Raw genomic sequence first — 14,474 nt, 5'->3', positions numbered from 1 at the left:
ACTCATGGTTCGCTGTGCGCTTTCTTCATTCGGGTTCGTGCTTCACGTCTGGGGGTGGCTTTCGGGAGCCGCCAGAGATAAAGACGGCATATGTGCCCGATCGTGACGCGGAACGCAAACCGAGTTTTGTGCTTGTGGGTGCAGGGTAGGTTCGGCTCCGGTTCGGCCGAAAGTCAGTTGTCGAGGCACCCGCATCAGGCGGTTCGATGACCTTAATCAGTCCTTCCGCGTCACAGTTCGGCGATTCATCCGTCTGAGTAGATAGACGCATCGAACCGGAGGGAGTCCTTCGACATGACCGAGACCACCAGGACCACACGCATAACGCCTGCCGAGATCTATGAGCGGTTGCGGGAGGTGATCGCCGACGGGTACGCGCCGAAGTTGCCGCTCTCGTTGTCGGTCGAAGACTTCGCCCGACTGACGCAGAGGTCGGCCGCGCAGATCAGACGGGCGATTAGTCGAGGCGAAGTCGTCGTCTCGATCTCCGGCGGACGACGGAGGATCGTTCCCGCCGACAACCTCGAGTACCTGAGGCGGCAAAGGCTGCTGCGTGCCTCCGCTCGGCCGGGGATCGTCTCTCTCGACGTGCCCACGCGTACGCACGAGCAACTACAACGGCTGTCCCGGGCGACGAAGACGTCGGTCGAGGAGCTTCTGGCTCAGCTGGTCGGCTCGGCTCTGCAGTCGCGGTCCGCCGCTTCTGAAGGCGAAGAAGAGTCGATTTTCTAGCCAGGCTAGCGATACCCTGAGGGCAGGGCGTCGGCCGCGCCCAGCTCGCTGCACGAGAAGGGCACCCGATGACGGATACGTCGACGATCCAAGATCGACTGCGAGCGCTTCTCCGCGAGGAGCGTGGGCTGGTGGAAGTGCTGGGCGCCAATCCCGAGTGGTACCCCATCCTGCTGCGACAGCTCGAGCTGGCGGTCGGGGACGAGCGGATCATCTACCTCGGCGCCGCGGCGGCCACCGGTCTTTCCACCGTCACGCTCCGCATCGGCGTGTTCACAGACCATGTGGTGGTCGCGAGCGAAGTCATCGACGATGGGACGCCGGGCGCCCAGGTCGTCACACGCGTCGAAAGCCGGTCGGGGCTGCTCCGCTTCGAACTCTCCGGAGGGACGGAGGCCGACAACGAGAACGACGCGTCATGGTCGGGCGGCTTCCGCATTCGGGCGTTCTACCAGTCAGGTCTCGTCGTGACCGTTCCCGCGAACGTCATCGACACCGAGGCCAAGCAGGTCTCCGTGCGCGCCGTGCTCGACGGGATCCGCGCCGACCTGCGCGCCCGGCCGCCGCAGGGGGAGGCACCCCACCAGGACTGAGCACACGGAAACGGCCGTGCACAGAGTGCACGGCCGTTTCTCGGGGGATGGGGCAGGCTACTTGGCCGGGGGCATCAGCACCGAGTCGATGAGGTACACGGTCGCGTTGGCGGTGTGGACGCCGCCACAGATCACGTTGGCGTCGTTGACCTTCATCGAGTCGCCCGAACCGGTCACGGTCACGTCAGCGCCCTGCACGGTCTTGTGGGTGCCGGTGATGTCCTTCGGCGACAGCTGGCCGGGGACCACGTGGTAGGTGACGATGGACGTCAGCGTTGCCGCGCCCGCATCCGTCTTCAGCGTGTCGATGGTCGCCGGGTCGATCTTCTTGAAGGCGTCATCCACCGGGGCGAAGACGGTGAACTGTCCGCCGTTGAGCGTGTCCACCAGGTTCACCTTGGGGTTGAGCGCGCCGGAGACGGCCGCCACCAGAGTCGTCAGCAGCGGGTTGTTGCTCGCCGCGGTGGCCACCGGGTCCGCCGCCATGCCTGCGACCGAGCCGGAGCCGGACGGGACCTGCTTCGCGTATGCGGCGCAGCCGGGGCCGACCAGGTCGGCGGCCGGGTCCATCGACGACGAAGCCGACGGGCTGGACGAGGCCATCGGGGAGCTGCTGTCACCCGACGACGCGCCGGCTCCCGAGGAGCAGGCGGTGAGGGCGAGGGCGGCCGCGGCCAGGATTCCAGCTGAGGCGAGACGGGCGGCAACGCGGACACCTGGGTGCAGTGGTCGCTGGACTGGGACGCGACCGCCGGCGGCCACACCCTCGCCGTGCGCGCCACCGACCGCGCCGGCCGTCTGCAGGAGCGAACGCGCGCCCCGATCGCACCCAACGGGTCGACCGGCTGGCAGCAGACCTTCGTGCGGGTCGGCTGAGGCTTCGCGGGTTGCTAGGCTCGCCCGATGTCTTCACCCACTCGGCGGGCAGTGATTCTCGGCGGAACCGGGGCGATGGGCGGCGCGACAGCGCAGCGCCTCGCCCGCAACGGCTGGATTGTCGACGTCACCGGGCGCACCTCCGAGCGGATGCCCGTCGAGCTGGTGAACAGTGGTGTCCGCTTCCACGCTGTGGATCGCTCCGATGCGCGAGCGCTGTCCCAGCTGCTCGGGGACGGAGCCGACCTCCTCGTCGACCTCGTCGCCTACACGGGCTCGCACGTCGAGGAGGCCCTCCCCCTGTATCGCGACAGCGGCTCGGTGGTCGTCGCATCCTCCCGCGCGGTCTACCGGGACGAGCAGGGCAGGCACATCAACGGAGACGAAGCACCGAGATTCCCTGTGCCCATCCCCGAGACGAACCCGATGCTCCCGCCGGCTCCGGCGGGAACGAACCCGTACAGCCGGGAAGGCTACGCGCCGTGCAAGGTCGCCGTGGAGCAAGCCGCACGGGACAGCGGGCTCCCGGTGACGGTGATCCGCCCGTCGAAAGTGCACGGACGGTGGGCACGCAACGCCCGCACGACCGCCATCGTCGAGAGGATGCTCGCCGGCGCCGACACCATCGAACTGACGCGGCGAGGTGAGTCCGTCGACCACCTCACCGCCGCGGCGAACGTGGCGGCGCTCATCGAAGCCGTTGCGGACGCTCCCGAGGCCCGCATCCTCAACATTGCCGATCCCGACCCGCTGAGCGCACGGGAGATCGTCGAGGCGATCGGTGCGGCGATCGGCTGGCAGGGCCGCATCCTCGGCCTCGACGACGGCGTGCCCGGCGGCGAGCATCCCTGGAACGCACCGCACCCCATCGTGCTCGACACCCGTGCCGCAACAGAGGTCGGCTATCGGCCCCTTGCTCCGGGACGCGCGTTGCTCGCCGAGGAGGCTCGCTGGGTCGCGAGCACCCACTCCTTGTGAACGAGCGGACCGGTGTGGGCGAGCAGCCACGCCGGCGTGCTTTACTACGATGTAAAGAAGTCGCCCATGCGACGATCAGACGAAGGAGGCTGCTGTGGCGGTCACGTTGCATCACGTAGCGCAGGCGGCGGGCGTGTCCATCAAGACGGTCTCCAACGTCATCAACGACTACCCCTACATCCGGGAGACCACCCGCGAGCGCGTGCTGGCGGCGATCAAGGAGCTGGGCTACCAGCCCAACCTGTCGGCGCGCGGCCTCCGCTCGGGTCGAACGGGTGCGATCAGCCTGATCATCCCGGACCTCAAGAATGCGTACTTCGCCGAGCTTGCCGACGCCGTGATGCGAGCGGCAGCCGAACACGACCTCGTCGTGATGATCCAGCAGAGCGGCGGCATCCGGGAGCGCGAGTTGGAGGTGCTGCACGGCCCACGGATGCGGATGGTCGACGGCATCCTGTTCAGCGTCCTGGCACTCGGACAGGAGGATGCACCGCTCGTCGACATTCCGACACCGCTCGTGCTCCTCGGTGAGCGCATCTTCAACGGGCCCGCCGACCATGTCACGATGAAGAACGTGGCCGCCTCCCGCGCCGCGACCGAGCACCTCATCGCGCTCGGCCACCGGCGCATCCTGGCCTTCGGCGCACACGAGAACGAGGTGATCGGCTCCGCCGGCCTGCGGTTGACCGGATACAAGGAGGCTCTCGCGGCGGCCGGGATCCCGTACTCCGACGAACTGGTCGTCGATGTCGGGAATTGGCACCGGACCGACGGCGCCGAAGCGATGCGTGCCGCAATCGCGTCGGGATTGACGTTCGACGGCGTCGTCGCCTTCAACGACTCGATCGCGCTCGGCGCGGTCCGGGTGCTCCAGGAGCGGGGCATACGTGTCCCCGATGATGTGTCGGTGATCGGCTTCGACGACATCGATGAGACGCGCTACTCCCTTCCGTCGCTCTCGACGGTCGACCCCGGTCGCGAGGAGATCGCCCAGACGGCTGTGCGCGTGCTGATGGAACGCATCGCCGACCCCGACAGCGCTATCCCGCCGCGGGAGTTCGAGTCCTCGTTCCGCGTGGTCCAGCGGGAATCCACCGCCGCCATGAGGCCGCAGAGCACCGTCAGCTCGGGGATCTCCTCGGTCGCTTGACAGCGTGAGGCCACGATCGGCAGTATTGCCCTATAACGTTTACCTATAACGTTTACCTATAACGTTGTACAACCGAGCGTCATCGCCCGGCGCACCAGAACGTCATGTGAATCAGAGTGGATTCGGAAGCCTTCCGGCCCCTTTCACATCGTCAGACGAAGAAGTCCACGAGAAGTACGAAAGGAAAACAGTGAGGAAGAAAACATTGGCAACGGCGATCTCCGCGATCGCACTGGTTGCGGCGCTTGCGGGGTGCACCTCCGGCGGAGGCGCTGCCGACAAGGCCAGCAACCCCAAGCTCACGAACTGCAGCAACAAGATGATGAACGACGCGCCCCAGGTGTCGGTGTGGGCGTGGTACCCGAACATGGCCAAGGTGGTCGACAACTTCAACAAGGCGCACACGGACGTCCAGGTCTGCTGGACCGTCGCCGGGCAGGGCGCACCGGAGTACGCGAAGTTCCAGACCGCGATCTCGGCCGGCAAGGGCGCACCCGACGTCATCATGCTCGAGGCAGACCAGCTCACCGGGTTCGAGATCCAGAAGGCGCTCATCGACCTGGCCCCGTACGGCGCGAACGACGTCAAGAAGAACTTCAGCGACGGCGCCTGGAAGGACGTCTCGCAGGGTGACTCGGTCTACGCCATCCCGGTCGACGGCGGCCCGATGGCGATGATCTACCGCAAGGACATCTTCGACAAGTACGGCATCACCCCGCCGACCACCTGGGCCGAGTACGAGCAGGCCGCGCAGAAGGTCAAGGATGCCGGCGGGCCGCTCTTCGGCGACCTCGGCAGCAACGTCCCGGCGGCGATCACGGCTCTCATGGCGCAGAAGGGTGCCAAGCCGTTCACCTACGACCTGGCCAACCCGAAGAACATCTCGATCAACCTCGACGACCAGGCCACCAAGGATGTGCTGAACTACTGGGCCGGACTCGTGAAGAAAGGACTGGTCGGGACGCAGGACCAGTTCACCACCGACTACATCTCCGGCGTCGTCGGCGGCAAGTACGCCACCTACGTCTCCGCCGCCTGGGCACCCGGGTACCTCACCGGTGCCGGCGTCGGCAAGGGCGCGGAGAAGGGACAGTTCGCCGTGGCTCCGCTCCCCCAGTGGAACGCCGGAGACACGACCTCGGTCAACTGGGGCGGATCGACGTTCGCCGTCACCTCGCAGGCGACCAATGTGAAGCTGGCGGCTGAGGTTGCAAAGGGCCTCTACGCCGACGACGCGTCCCTGACCGACGGCTGGAAGACGCAGACGATCTTCCCGCTCAACCAGGGCGTTCTCACCTCGGACGCCTTCGTCAACAACCCCGTCGACTTCTTCAACGGGCAGCAGGCGAACAAAGAGGTCTACGTCCCGGCGGAGAACGCGTACAAGGGCTTCAACTACAGCCCGTTCAGCGTCTACTACTACGCGCAGCTCCAGGCGCAGATCGTGAAGATCAACGCCGGAAAGACGACGGGCGACCAGGCCGCGACCGACCTGCAGAACACCATCGTCAAGTACGCCAAGAGTCAGGGCTTCACCGTCAAGTGAGTCCGACCGCGATGCGGCCGGGTTGCAAAACCCGGCCGCATCGCGGCACTCCGATACGACCGTCGGTACCAGCACAGAAGCAGGGAGATCATGTCAACAACGACCACGGCGCCCCGGAGCGCGGCCAGCGGTCGCGGCAACCGCAGGCAGTCGTCAGGAAGCGAACGGATGCTCGCGCGACGCGGACGGACCGGGTGGGTCTTCATCGCACCCTTCGTCGTGGTGTTCGTCGTGTTCCTGGTGGCCCCGCTCGCGTACGCCTTCTACCTGAGCCTCTACACCAAGGGCCTCGCGACCGGGACGACGTTCGCCGGCATCGACAACTACGTCAAGGCGTTCACGGATCCCTCGTTCCTCAAGGGCGTCTGGTTCGTCGTGCGGTTCGCGATCGTCCTCATCCCGGTGCAGATGCTGATCTCGCTGGTGGCCGCCCTGCTCCTGGACGCCCTCACCACCCGGCTCGCCAAATTCTCCCGGCTGATGATCTTCCTGCCGTACGCCATCCCGGCGGTCATCGGCGCCCTGATGTGGGGCTTCCTGTACAGCCCCACTTTCGGCCCGCTCCAGCAGGTCTTCTCCCTCTTCAACGCGCAGGCGCCGTTCCTGCTCAGCCAGGACAACGTCTTCTACGGACTCCTGAACGTGGTCACCTGGCAGTGGGCCGGCTACTACATGATCATCATCTTCGCCGCCCTGCAGGGCATCGACCCGTCGATCTACGAGGCCGCCAAGATCGACGGCGCCAACTCCTGGCAGGTGGCCCTGCGGATCAAGGTGCCGCTGGTCTCGTCGGCCCTGGTGCTCATCCTGGTGTTCGCGCTCATCGGCACACTGCAGTTCTTCACCGAACCGCAGGTGCTCGCACCCGTGGCGAACGGCACGATCACCCCGGACTTCACGCCGAACATCTACGCCTTCAACCTGGCGTTCTCGTACGCACAGTTCAACTACGCCTCGGCGATCTCGTTCGCACTCGGCATCGTCGTGTTCATCGCGGTCTACGTCTTCATGTTCGCCACCCGCAAGCGAGGGAGCCTGCTCAAATGACCACCACCACCCGTTCGGATGCTCCGGCCATCGTCGGCCGCACACGCAGCTCGGAGAGAAGCGGGCGCCGTGGCCCGCGCCGCAACCTAGTCGCCCACCTCTTCCTGCTGGTGCTCGTCGTCTACTTCCTCATCCCGATCTGGTGGCTGTTCGTGGCCAGCACGAAGGATGCGACCGGGCTGTTCTCCGGCTCGGGAGCGCTCTGGTTCGCGAAAGACTTCAACCTCTTCGCCAACCTGCAGGACCTGTTCACGTACAACGGCGGCGAATACCTGCAGTGGCTGGGCAACTCCGTCCTCTACGCCGTGAGCGGCGGTGTCGGCGCCACGATCATCGCGGTGCTGGCCGGCTACGGTTTCGCCAAGTACCGGTTCCGGGGCCGCAACTTCACCTTCGCGCTTCTGCTCGGCTCTGTGATGGTGCCGCTCACCGCGCTGGTCATCCCGACCTTCGTTCTGCTCTCGACCATCGGCCTGACGGACACCGTCTGGGCCGTCATCCTGCCCTCCCTGCTCAGCCCATTCGGGGTGTACCTGATGCGCGTCTACACGGCGGACGCCGTGCCGGACGAGCTCCTGGATGCGGCCCGCGTCGACGGTGCGGGCGAGTACCGCACCTTCTTCACGGTCGCCCTGCCGCTGCTGCGCCCCGCCGTCATCACGGTGCTGCTGCTCTCGGTGGTCGGGACCTGGAACAATTACTTCCTCCCCCTGGCGATGCTCTCCACGTCCAAGCTCTTCCCGATCACGGTCGGGCTCGGGCTGTGGTCGCAGCTCGCCAGCTCCAACAACGGCGGCGGCCACTCCCTGTGGGGCCTGATCATCGTCGGGGCGCTGGTGTCGATCATCCCGCTGATCATCGCCTTCCTCACACTCCAGAAGTACTGGCAGGGCGGTCTCTCGCTCGGAAGCCTCAAGTAGCGGGGGCCTGCGCCCTCCTCGACTGAGCCGCACATCTCGAATCACGAAAGTAGAACATGGTCTCCGCACACCTCACGATCGATCCCTTTTTCACCGTCGGCCCCATCAACCCACGACTCTTCGGCTCGTTCGTCGAGCACCTCGGCCGGTGCGTGTACGACGGGCTCTACGAGCCCGGGCACCCGACCGCCGACGCCGAGGGCTTCCGCGGCGATGTGATCGAACTGGTGAAAGAGCTTGGCGTCTCCACGATCCGCTACCCGGGCGGCAACTTCGTCTCCGGCTTCCGCTGGGAGGACAGCGTGGGCCCGCGGGAGAGTCGCCCGCGTCGCCTCGACCTGGCGTGGCACTCCACCGAGACGAACGAAGTCGGGCTGCACGAGTTCGCGTCGTGGCTCGACAAGGTCGGCAGCGAGTTGATGCTCGCGGTCAACCTCGGCACCCGCGGCACGCTCGAGGCGATCGACCTGCTCGAGTACACGAACCTCGCCTCCGGCAGCACCCTCAGCGACCAGCGCGTCGCGAACGGCCGCACGGACGCGTTCGGCGTCTCGATGTGGTGCCTCGGCAACGAGATGGACGGGCCGTGGCAGCTCGGTCACCGTTCCGCCGACGACTACGGCAAGCTCGCTTCGCAGACCGCCAAGGGGATGCGCCAGCTGGACCCGTCGATCGAGTTGGTCGTCTGCGGGTCGTCCAGCGCCCATATGCCGACGTTCGGGGAGTGGGAGCGCGTCGTCCTCAGCCACACCTACGAGGACGTCGACTACATCTCCTGCCACGCCTACTACGAGGAGAAGAACGGCGACCTCGGGAGCTTCCTCGCCTCCGCCGTCGACATGGACCACTTCATCGAGTCCGTCGTCGCCAGCATCGACCACGTCAAGGCGGTGAAGGGCAGCGACAAGACGATCAACATCTCCTTCGACGAGTGGAACGTCTGGTACATCGACCGGTACCAGAACGTGGACAAGATCGAGGGCCTCGACAACTGGCCCGTCGCCCCGCGCCTGCTGGAGGACGCGTACTCGGTCGCCGACGCAGTGGTCTTCGGCAACCTGCTCATTTCGCTGCTGAAGCACGCCGACCGCGTGACGAGCGCTTCGCTGGCGCAGTTGGTGAACGTGATCGCCCCGATCATGACGGAGCCGGGCGGTCCGGCCTGGCGCCAGACGACGTTCTTCCCGTTCGCGGTCACGTCGCGGCTCGCGAAGGGCTCCACCCTCGAGACCAAGCTGACCAGCGACACGTACAGCACCGAGGTCTACGGCGAGGTGCCGCTGGTGGATGCTGTGGCCACGCACGACGAGACGACGGGCCGCACGTCGGTGTTCCTGGTCAACCGAAGCCAGACCGAGGAGGCGACGGTCACGATCGACATGACCGCGCTCGACGGGGTGTCCGTGCTGTCCGTGCAGACCCTCGCCGACGACGACTTCTCGGCGAAGAACACCCTGGACGACCAGAACCGCGTCGGGCTCTCGGACAATGCGAGCGTGGTCACATCGGGGTCGAATGTCACGGTCACCGTCCCTCCGGTCTCGTGGACGGCACTGGAACTGGGCTGAGCTTCGGGGGCCCGCTTCGGCCGGGCCGGGCAGCTCGGCCGACGCGGTCACCCGGCGCCGTGGAAGGCCGCGACACCGCTGTCCGTCCCGAGCAGCACCAGCCCGAGGGCGATGCTCGGGCTCGCGAAGTGCGGGACGGTGTCGCCGACCGGGAGGCGCTGTAGCAGCGCGCCGGTGGAGGCGTTGAACTGGCTGAGCGTACCGGCCGGGTACTGGGCGGCCCAGACGGTTCCTCCGACGACGATCGGTGCGCCGTTCGCGCCGGGCAGGCGCGCGCCGGTCCGATCGCTGATGAGGTCGACGGTTTGGATGCCGCCTCCCTGGCAGGGGACGAACAGGCGGTTCGTGGACGGGTCGAAGGCCGGGCCGCCGTCCGGGTCGCTCCCGCAGATGCCGTGGATGGCCGACACGACCGAGAGATCCGACTGGCGGAGGACGTAGCCGATGTCGGTCTTGCCGACGACGAAGACCTCGCCACTGGGAAGGAGCACGGGGTTTCCGGTGCCCAGATCGTCGTCGCCGCCGGCTGTGCGGTCCTTGAACGCCGCGAGCGGCTTCAGGGTGGAGGACAGTTTCACCAGGCTCTCGGTGTACTGCAGTGGGTCGGGTCCGCCGGAGGGCGGACCCGGGTTGGCGTTGCCCGTCGAGATGTACAGGTTGCCCGCCGCGTCGATGGCCGGCGCGCCCCCTCCCTGCCAGACGGCGCCACCGTGTCCGTCTGCCGCCGCTTCGAAGGCGACCGGGTCGGGCGTGCCGGACTCGTTCACCGCGACCACCCAGCCGTGATAATCCCCGCAGTCACCGTCGTTTCCGCCGTAGCCGATGTAAACGCGACCGTTCGCGAGCGCGAGGGAGGCGCGTTGGAGCAGGTGGACCGGGTCTTCCCCTGACGGCAGCGGAGGGTCCACCGCCTCGGACAGCACCACCTGGCCGGTGGCGATGCTGACTCCCTCGAGTTGGTGGTGCACCGTCCCTCCCCCGGTGCTCACCTCGCCGACGACGAACACGGTCCCGGTGGCCGTGTCGACGACCGGCGTGCTCGTGATGCCCAGGGGATCGATATTCCCGCAGCCCGCCACAAAGCCGACCCTCGTCAGCGGCGTACCAAGGGAGTGGGACCAGACGACAGCTCCGCTGGCCGGGTCGAGCGCGACCACCCGGTTGCTCTCGGTCGCCGCGATCACGCGGCCGCCCGCGACGACGGGCTGCCCGAACACCTCTCCGCCGAGGTCCGCCGACCACGCGGGGGACAGGGACGCGAGCGGTGCCCCGGCGACAACGGCGCCGGTCCGGGAGGGGTCGGCGTGGTAGCCGGGCCACGCATTCACCCCGGGGATCGCGACGCCCACTGGGGTCTGCGTTCCGGTCGGCGTCGGACGGGCGGAGTCGCTGGTGACTCGCGTGCCGGTCGAAGTGTTCGGCGGCGATGGCGCACATCCCGAGAGCGTTAGAGCGACCACCGCTGCCGCAATCACGCACACGCGGGCCGGACGACGGCCTCCGGGTGTGCGTGCTCTGGCGATCATGGCGTCAGCGTATGCCTCGTCCGGGCTCCCGTCTCGTGGAGGAGTCCCCGGCAATTTCAGATCATGGGGTGTTGGTGGCGAACGTTTCAATGAGGGTCTTCGCCAGTAGTCGGGGAGCTTCCTGCGCAACGTAGTGTCCAACCTCGGCTAGGCGGATGTCCGTTACTTCCTGAAGAGCGGCCGCGTGGAATGCCGCGTGGGTGAACCCGCCGCCGCGGGAGCCAATGGTTGTCACGGGTGCCCGCAACGGTCCCTTCAGTGCGAGGGCGCGCAACTCTCGACCTTCGGTGAGCATGCTTCGATAGAGGCCCGCCGCGCCCGAGAATCCGCCGGGCCGCCCGTAGGTGCGGGCGAACTCTGTGACGTCCTCCGCGGTGGTTGCCGAACGGGGAACACCATAGAGCGGATACAGGTAGTCCCCGATGAAAGCGCGGGCTTGTTTCTCGAACAGAAGGGCGGCGATGCCGGGGGTTGCCAGGGCGCCGATGTACCAGACGCCGCCTTGTGTGACATCGGCGAGTGCCTCAGCGCCGAAGCCTGCCAGGCCCGCTTCGATCGCGGTAAGACTGATGACGTCTTCAGGGTGGCCGGCGGCAAGTCGGTAAACCACCCCGCCGCTGACGTCTTGCCCGACGACATGCATTGGTCCGATGGCCAAGTGCACGATCAGCTCGTGAAGATCGGCGGCCGCGACCGCAGAGGTGTGGTTCTCATCGGCTATGTCGGAGTCACCGGAGCCGCGCAGGTCCACAGCGTAGACCCGGTGCCGTGCAGCGAGGAGTGGGATGAGCGTGCGGAACGCCCACCACGTCTCGGGGAATCCGTGCACCAGGAGCACCGGGGCGCCGTGGTCTCCAGCGGTGACGTAATGCAATCGCGTGTCGTTCACCGTTGCGGTTCCGTGCCGGGCCCCGGCAATGGTTGCGTGTTCAGGAATCATGAGCGCCTCCCGGCACGTGTCAAGGACTAAGACAACCAGGTTGTCATAACCTGCCAAAGTAAACAACCAGGTTGTCGAATTGTTCGGCGCCGCTACAATCGATCCATGTCTCGAAGCGGTGCCGACCTCGCGTTGCTTCTGCTTGCTGGGTTCCGATTCATGGCCGAGGAGGCGACGATCCGACTTGCCGCGCGTGGGCATGCCGGCGTCCGGCCCGCCCACGACTTCGCGTTGGGCGCTATCGAGGCAGGAGCCGAGTCGGTCTCCGAAGTGGGGCGGCGCACCTCCGTCTCCAAGCAAGCCGCCGCGAAGACAGTCGCTTTTCTGGAAAGCGGTGGTTACGTCCTCCGCAGCCCTGATCCGGACGATGCCCGGCGAGCGCGCCTGACCGTGACCGATCGCGGGTATTCGCTCATGCGTGAGGGCGAGGCGGTGTTCGACGAACTCCGGGCCGAGTGGGAATCCCTCGTCGGCCATGACCGCATCGCCGATCTGCAAAATGCCCTACAGCGCCTCCTCGAGACCGACCGGCTCTAGACCGGTGCATCACCGAGCACCGATGGAAGGGCACGCCAGCCCGCTCGGGGAATACAGTCAGGGTGTGTCTGAGTCAGAGCGCTTACCGTATCGATTGTTGACCGGTCCCGACGATGCCGAGTTCTGTCGCCGTGTGTCCTCCGCACTGAAGGAAGGGTATGTGCTTTACGGTTCTCCCGCTGCCACGTTCAACGGGGAGAGCGTGATAGTTGCGCAGGCGCTTGTGCTTCCGGCGGCGGAATCGGCCTCTGGCAGCTGACGCACTGGCGTGATGGGATCGCCCGTATCGTTGGGTGGATGAATCCCGTCCGACTCACCGGCCAGCTCGTTTGCAAGACCGCGGACGAAGCGAAGATCGTCGCCCGTCATCTGCCACAGCATGTCGAGTTGACCCGGGCTGAGCCCGGCTGCCTCTTCTTTGATGTGGCTCCAACCGCTGACCCCATGATCTGGACGGTTGAAGAGCGTTTCGCGAGCGTGCAGGTGTTTGAGCTTCACCAGAAACGGGCCGCCGACAGCGAGTGGGGGCGAGCAACCGCGAATATCGAGCGCCGCTACTCGATTGAAGGCCTGTCGCGCTGAAGGATCCGAAGCCTGGGGCGGCGACCGACCCCTCAGTGCGAATCACCGCAACCGAACCCCTAGTCGGCAGCTTCCAAGGGCCGTTCCTACGCGGCACCTGGTCGCCCCAGGCAACCTGACGTCTAAACCGATGCATCCACGCGATCGTATGATGCATGGACTCGGCTGTTTCGGGCAGATGAGGCGGTGGATTGCATGATTGCTTTCGTTGAGCGGGCGGTTATCGCCCCGTTCATGCGAGCGTGGCGCCGCAATGTTCGCTCCAGTCACAAGTGGGGCCCGATGCCGACCAATGGGTGGTCTGTGCACGCGGCCGGGGCTGATAGCGACCGGGTGCTCATATTCGGTTCCGGAGTCGCCGTCGGCTTTGGTGTGCTCAGCCAAGACCTGGCCCTAGCCGGGCATCTTGCCCGCGCTTTGAGCGCTCGCACGCGACGGGGAACAGACGTCGATGTCGTCGCCGATGCGTCCCTTACCGCTCAGAACGCTCTGCCACGCCTGAAGTCGATCGTTCTGGAACGGTATGACGCTGTGATCGTGGTGTTGGGAACGACGGAGTCGCTGGAGCTTGCGTCGGTAAGCGGCTGGCGGCAACATCTGAGAGAGCTACTGGATCAGCTGCTCGATGCCGGCTCCTTCGACGTCGTTGTCGCCGGGATCCCCTCGTTGCGGTCCATCGGTACATACGGCACGCTGCTGGGATTGATGGGCGATCGGCACTCGAAGCGGTGCAACCGTGCGAGCGCGGAACTGTGCGCCGGCATGAGGCACACCACGTTCGTTGGGCTCTCCCCGGCTCTGAGCAACCCCGATGGAACCGGTCGTGCCGTTGAGAATTACCGAATGTGGGCGCTGGAGATCGCCGAGCATACGGCGCCGCTCTTGGACCTTTCCCGCACCTCGGGCACCTATGTGCTGCATGATGCCGCCAAATCGGAGCCGGAACGGGAAGCTAGTGTCCAGAGACTAGGTATCCTTCACACCCCTCCGGAAACCCGGTTCGACCGGATCGTTGACCAAGCCAGAATGCTTTTCGACGCGTCCGGCGCGGCGCTCGCCTTCATCGATCGCGACAGACTTTGGTACAAGTCCTCGATCGGCACCCTCCTCCCGAGCATCGCCTTGAAAGACTCATTCACCGAGGCCACCATCACCGAGCGCGGAGCAGTCATGATCCCAGACGCTCGAGCCGACGCCCGATTTCGAAACCTTGCCCAGGTGACAGGCGAACCCTGGGTGCGGTTTTGGGCTGGATTCCCGATCGAAGATCAGGACGGGGTACGGGTTGGAACGCTCAGTGTGTTCGATTCGGAACCCCGCATCCCGTCACCCGACTATCACCCGGCAGTTTTGCGGCAGTTTGCGCTCATGGTGCAGAACGAACTGCGTCAGACCACTCCGTCATCGTGAGGCCGGTATCCAGACCGCCATCGCCCGCACAGTGCTTAGAGGGATCCGCTACCCGACGTCTTTCCGCGC

At 66.1% G+C, this 14,474-nt stretch carries 15 protein-coding genes and 1 pseudogene; 13 read left to right on the top strand and 3 right to left on the bottom strand.

What is annotated here, in order from left to right; translation table 11 throughout:
* The first annotated feature begins 294 nt into the window (after positions 1-294).
* Both AB4079_RS16485 and AB4079_RS16480 read left to right on the top strand, forming a co-directional pair.
* Entirely contained in the window at positions 295-732 is a 438-nt protein-coding gene (locus tag AB4079_RS16485) for a hypothetical protein (protein WP_441788402.1), read from the top strand.
* A 68-nt stretch (positions 733-800) separates the two neighbouring features.
* Positions 801-1,325 (top strand): hypothetical protein, encoded by a 525-nt coding sequence (locus AB4079_RS16480; protein WP_441788401.1) that lies wholly within the window; start codon positions 801-803, stop codon positions 1,323-1,325.
* Between the two features lie 57 nt (positions 1,326-1,382).
* Here the strand turns inward: AB4079_RS16480 and AB4079_RS16475 are convergent, their stop codons facing one another.
* Positions 1,383-1,928: a fasciclin domain-containing protein gene (locus AB4079_RS16475; RefSeq protein WP_441788400.1), complete on the bottom strand. Its 546-nt coding sequence runs from the start codon at positions 1,926-1,928 to the stop codon at positions 1,383-1,385.
* Positions 1,929-2,045: 117 nt separating this feature from the next.
* On the opposite strand from AB4079_RS16475, the gene AB4079_RS16470 reads away from it, so the two are divergent.
* From AB4079_RS16470 to arfA, 7 genes are all read left to right on the top strand, one after another.
* Positions 2,046-2,201: a hypothetical protein gene (locus tag AB4079_RS16470; RefSeq protein ID WP_441788399.1), complete on the top strand. Its 156-nt coding sequence runs from the start codon at positions 2,046-2,048 to the stop codon at positions 2,199-2,201.
* A 27-nt stretch (positions 2,202-2,228) separates the two neighbouring features.
* Positions 2,229-3,179 carry an NAD-dependent epimerase/dehydratase family protein gene (locus tag AB4079_RS16465; RefSeq protein WP_441788398.1) on the top strand — a complete coding sequence of 317 codons (951 nt, stop codon included), beginning with the start codon at positions 2,229-2,231 and terminating at the stop codon, positions 3,177-3,179.
* A gap of 94 nt (positions 3,180-3,273) precedes the next feature.
* The gene (locus AB4079_RS16460; RefSeq protein ID WP_441788397.1) at positions 3,274-4,329 is read left to right on the top strand and encodes a LacI family DNA-binding transcriptional regulator; all 1,056 of its coding nucleotides are present in this window, start codon (positions 3,274-3,276) and stop codon (positions 4,327-4,329) included.
* Positions 4,330-4,519: 190 nt separating this feature from the next.
* Positions 4,520-5,875 carry an ABC transporter substrate-binding protein gene (locus tag AB4079_RS16455; RefSeq protein WP_441788396.1) on the top strand — a complete coding sequence of 452 codons (1,356 nt, stop codon included), beginning with the start codon at positions 4,520-4,522 and terminating at the stop codon, positions 5,873-5,875.
* 90 nt (positions 5,876-5,965) lie between these two features.
* Positions 5,966-6,922, top strand: a complete 957-nt coding sequence (locus AB4079_RS16450; RefSeq protein WP_441788395.1) for a carbohydrate ABC transporter permease — start codon at positions 5,966-5,968, stop codon at positions 6,920-6,922.
* Complete coding sequence (locus AB4079_RS16445; protein ID WP_441788394.1) at positions 6,919-7,842, top strand: carbohydrate ABC transporter permease; 924 nt, start codon at positions 6,919-6,921, stop codon at positions 7,840-7,842. The genes AB4079_RS16450 and AB4079_RS16445 overlap by 4 nt, the downstream gene beginning before the upstream one ends.
* A 56-nt stretch (positions 7,843-7,898) precedes the next feature.
* Positions 7,899-9,410 (top strand): arabinosylfuranosidase ArfA, encoded by a 1,512-nt coding sequence (gene arfA / locus AB4079_RS16440; RefSeq protein ID WP_441788393.1) that lies wholly within the window; start codon positions 7,899-7,901, stop codon positions 9,408-9,410.
* Between the two features lie 47 nt (positions 9,411-9,457).
* On the opposite strand, the gene AB4079_RS16435 is transcribed toward arfA, so the two are convergent.
* Together AB4079_RS16435 and AB4079_RS16430 are read right to left on the bottom strand one after the other, a co-directional pair.
* Complete coding sequence (locus tag AB4079_RS16435; RefSeq protein ID WP_441788392.1) at positions 9,458-10,936, bottom strand: outer membrane protein assembly factor BamB family protein; 1,479 nt, start codon at positions 10,934-10,936, stop codon at positions 9,458-9,460.
* Between the two features lie 61 nt (positions 10,937-10,997).
* A complete protein-coding gene (locus AB4079_RS16430) occupies positions 10,998-11,876 on the bottom strand; it encodes an alpha/beta fold hydrolase (RefSeq protein ID WP_441788391.1) in 879 nt (292 codons plus the stop codon).
* Positions 11,877-11,981: 105 nt separating this feature from the next.
* Here AB4079_RS16430 and AB4079_RS16425 point away from each other — a divergent pair, with 105 nt between their 5' ends.
* The 4 genes and pseudogenes from AB4079_RS16425 (at position 11,982) to AB4079_RS16410 (ending at position 14,405) form a co-directional block, all read left to right on the top strand.
* The gene (locus AB4079_RS16425; protein WP_441788390.1) at positions 11,982-12,413 is read left to right on the top strand and encodes a MarR family winged helix-turn-helix transcriptional regulator; all 432 of its coding nucleotides are present in this window, start codon (positions 11,982-11,984) and stop codon (positions 12,411-12,413) included.
* A 22-nt stretch (positions 12,414-12,435) separates the two neighbouring features.
* A pseudogene (locus tag AB4079_RS16420) lies at positions 12,436-12,651 on the top strand (DUF1737 domain-containing protein); the annotation flags it as partial.
* Positions 12,652-12,710: 59 nt separating this feature from the next.
* Positions 12,711-12,995 carry a putative quinol monooxygenase gene (locus tag AB4079_RS16415; protein ID WP_441788389.1) on the top strand — a complete coding sequence of 95 codons (285 nt, stop codon included), beginning with the start codon at positions 12,711-12,713 and terminating at the stop codon, positions 12,993-12,995.
* A gap of 195 nt (positions 12,996-13,190) precedes the next feature.
* Positions 13,191-14,405 (top strand): GAF domain-containing protein, encoded by a 1,215-nt coding sequence (locus AB4079_RS16410; protein WP_441788388.1) that lies wholly within the window; start codon positions 13,191-13,193, stop codon positions 14,403-14,405.
* The last annotated feature ends 69 nt before the right edge of the window (positions 14,406-14,474 follow it).

Source organism: Leifsonia sp. 2MCAF36 (genome assembly GCF_052115525.1).
GTDB lineage: Bacteria > Actinomycetota > Actinomycetes > Actinomycetales > Microbacteriaceae > Leifsonia.
The sequence above is the reverse complement of the archived record's forward strand: the minus strand, read 5'-3'. Positions and strand labels throughout refer to the sequence as shown.

Coding starts and splice junctions, on each gene's coding strand:
- AB4079_RS16485 (WP_441788402.1), top strand. CDS start 295: ATGACCGAGACCACCAGGACCACACGCATAACGCCTGCCGAGATCTAT.
- AB4079_RS16480 (WP_441788401.1), top strand. CDS start 801: ATGACGGATACGTCGACGATCCAAGATCGACTGCGAGCGCTTCTCCGC.
- AB4079_RS16475 (WP_441788400.1), bottom strand. CDS start 1,928: ATGGCCTCGTCCAGCCCGTCGGCTTCGTCGTCGATGGACCCGGCCGCC.
- AB4079_RS16465 (WP_441788398.1), top strand. CDS start 2,229: ATGTCTTCACCCACTCGGCGGGCAGTGATTCTCGGCGGAACCGGGGCG.
- AB4079_RS16450 (WP_441788395.1), top strand. CDS start 5,966: ATGTCAACAACGACCACGGCGCCCCGGAGCGCGGCCAGCGGTCGCGGC.
- AB4079_RS16445 (WP_441788394.1), top strand. CDS start 6,919: ATGACCACCACCACCCGTTCGGATGCTCCGGCCATCGTCGGCCGCACA.
- arfA (WP_441788393.1), top strand. CDS start 7,899: ATGGTCTCCGCACACCTCACGATCGATCCCTTTTTCACCGTCGGCCCC.
- AB4079_RS16435 (WP_441788392.1), bottom strand. CDS start 10,936: ATGATCGCCAGAGCACGCACACCCGGAGGCCGTCGTCCGGCCCGCGTG.
- AB4079_RS16430 (WP_441788391.1), bottom strand. CDS start 11,876: ATGATTCCTGAACACGCAACCATTGCCGGGGCCCGGCACGGAACCGCA.
- AB4079_RS16425 (WP_441788390.1), top strand. CDS start 11,982: ATGTCTCGAAGCGGTGCCGACCTCGCGTTGCTTCTGCTTGCTGGGTTC.
- AB4079_RS16415 (WP_441788389.1), top strand. CDS start 12,711: ATGAATCCCGTCCGACTCACCGGCCAGCTCGTTTGCAAGACCGCGGAC.
- AB4079_RS16410 (WP_441788388.1), top strand. CDS start 13,191: ATGATTGCTTTCGTTGAGCGGGCGGTTATCGCCCCGTTCATGCGAGCG.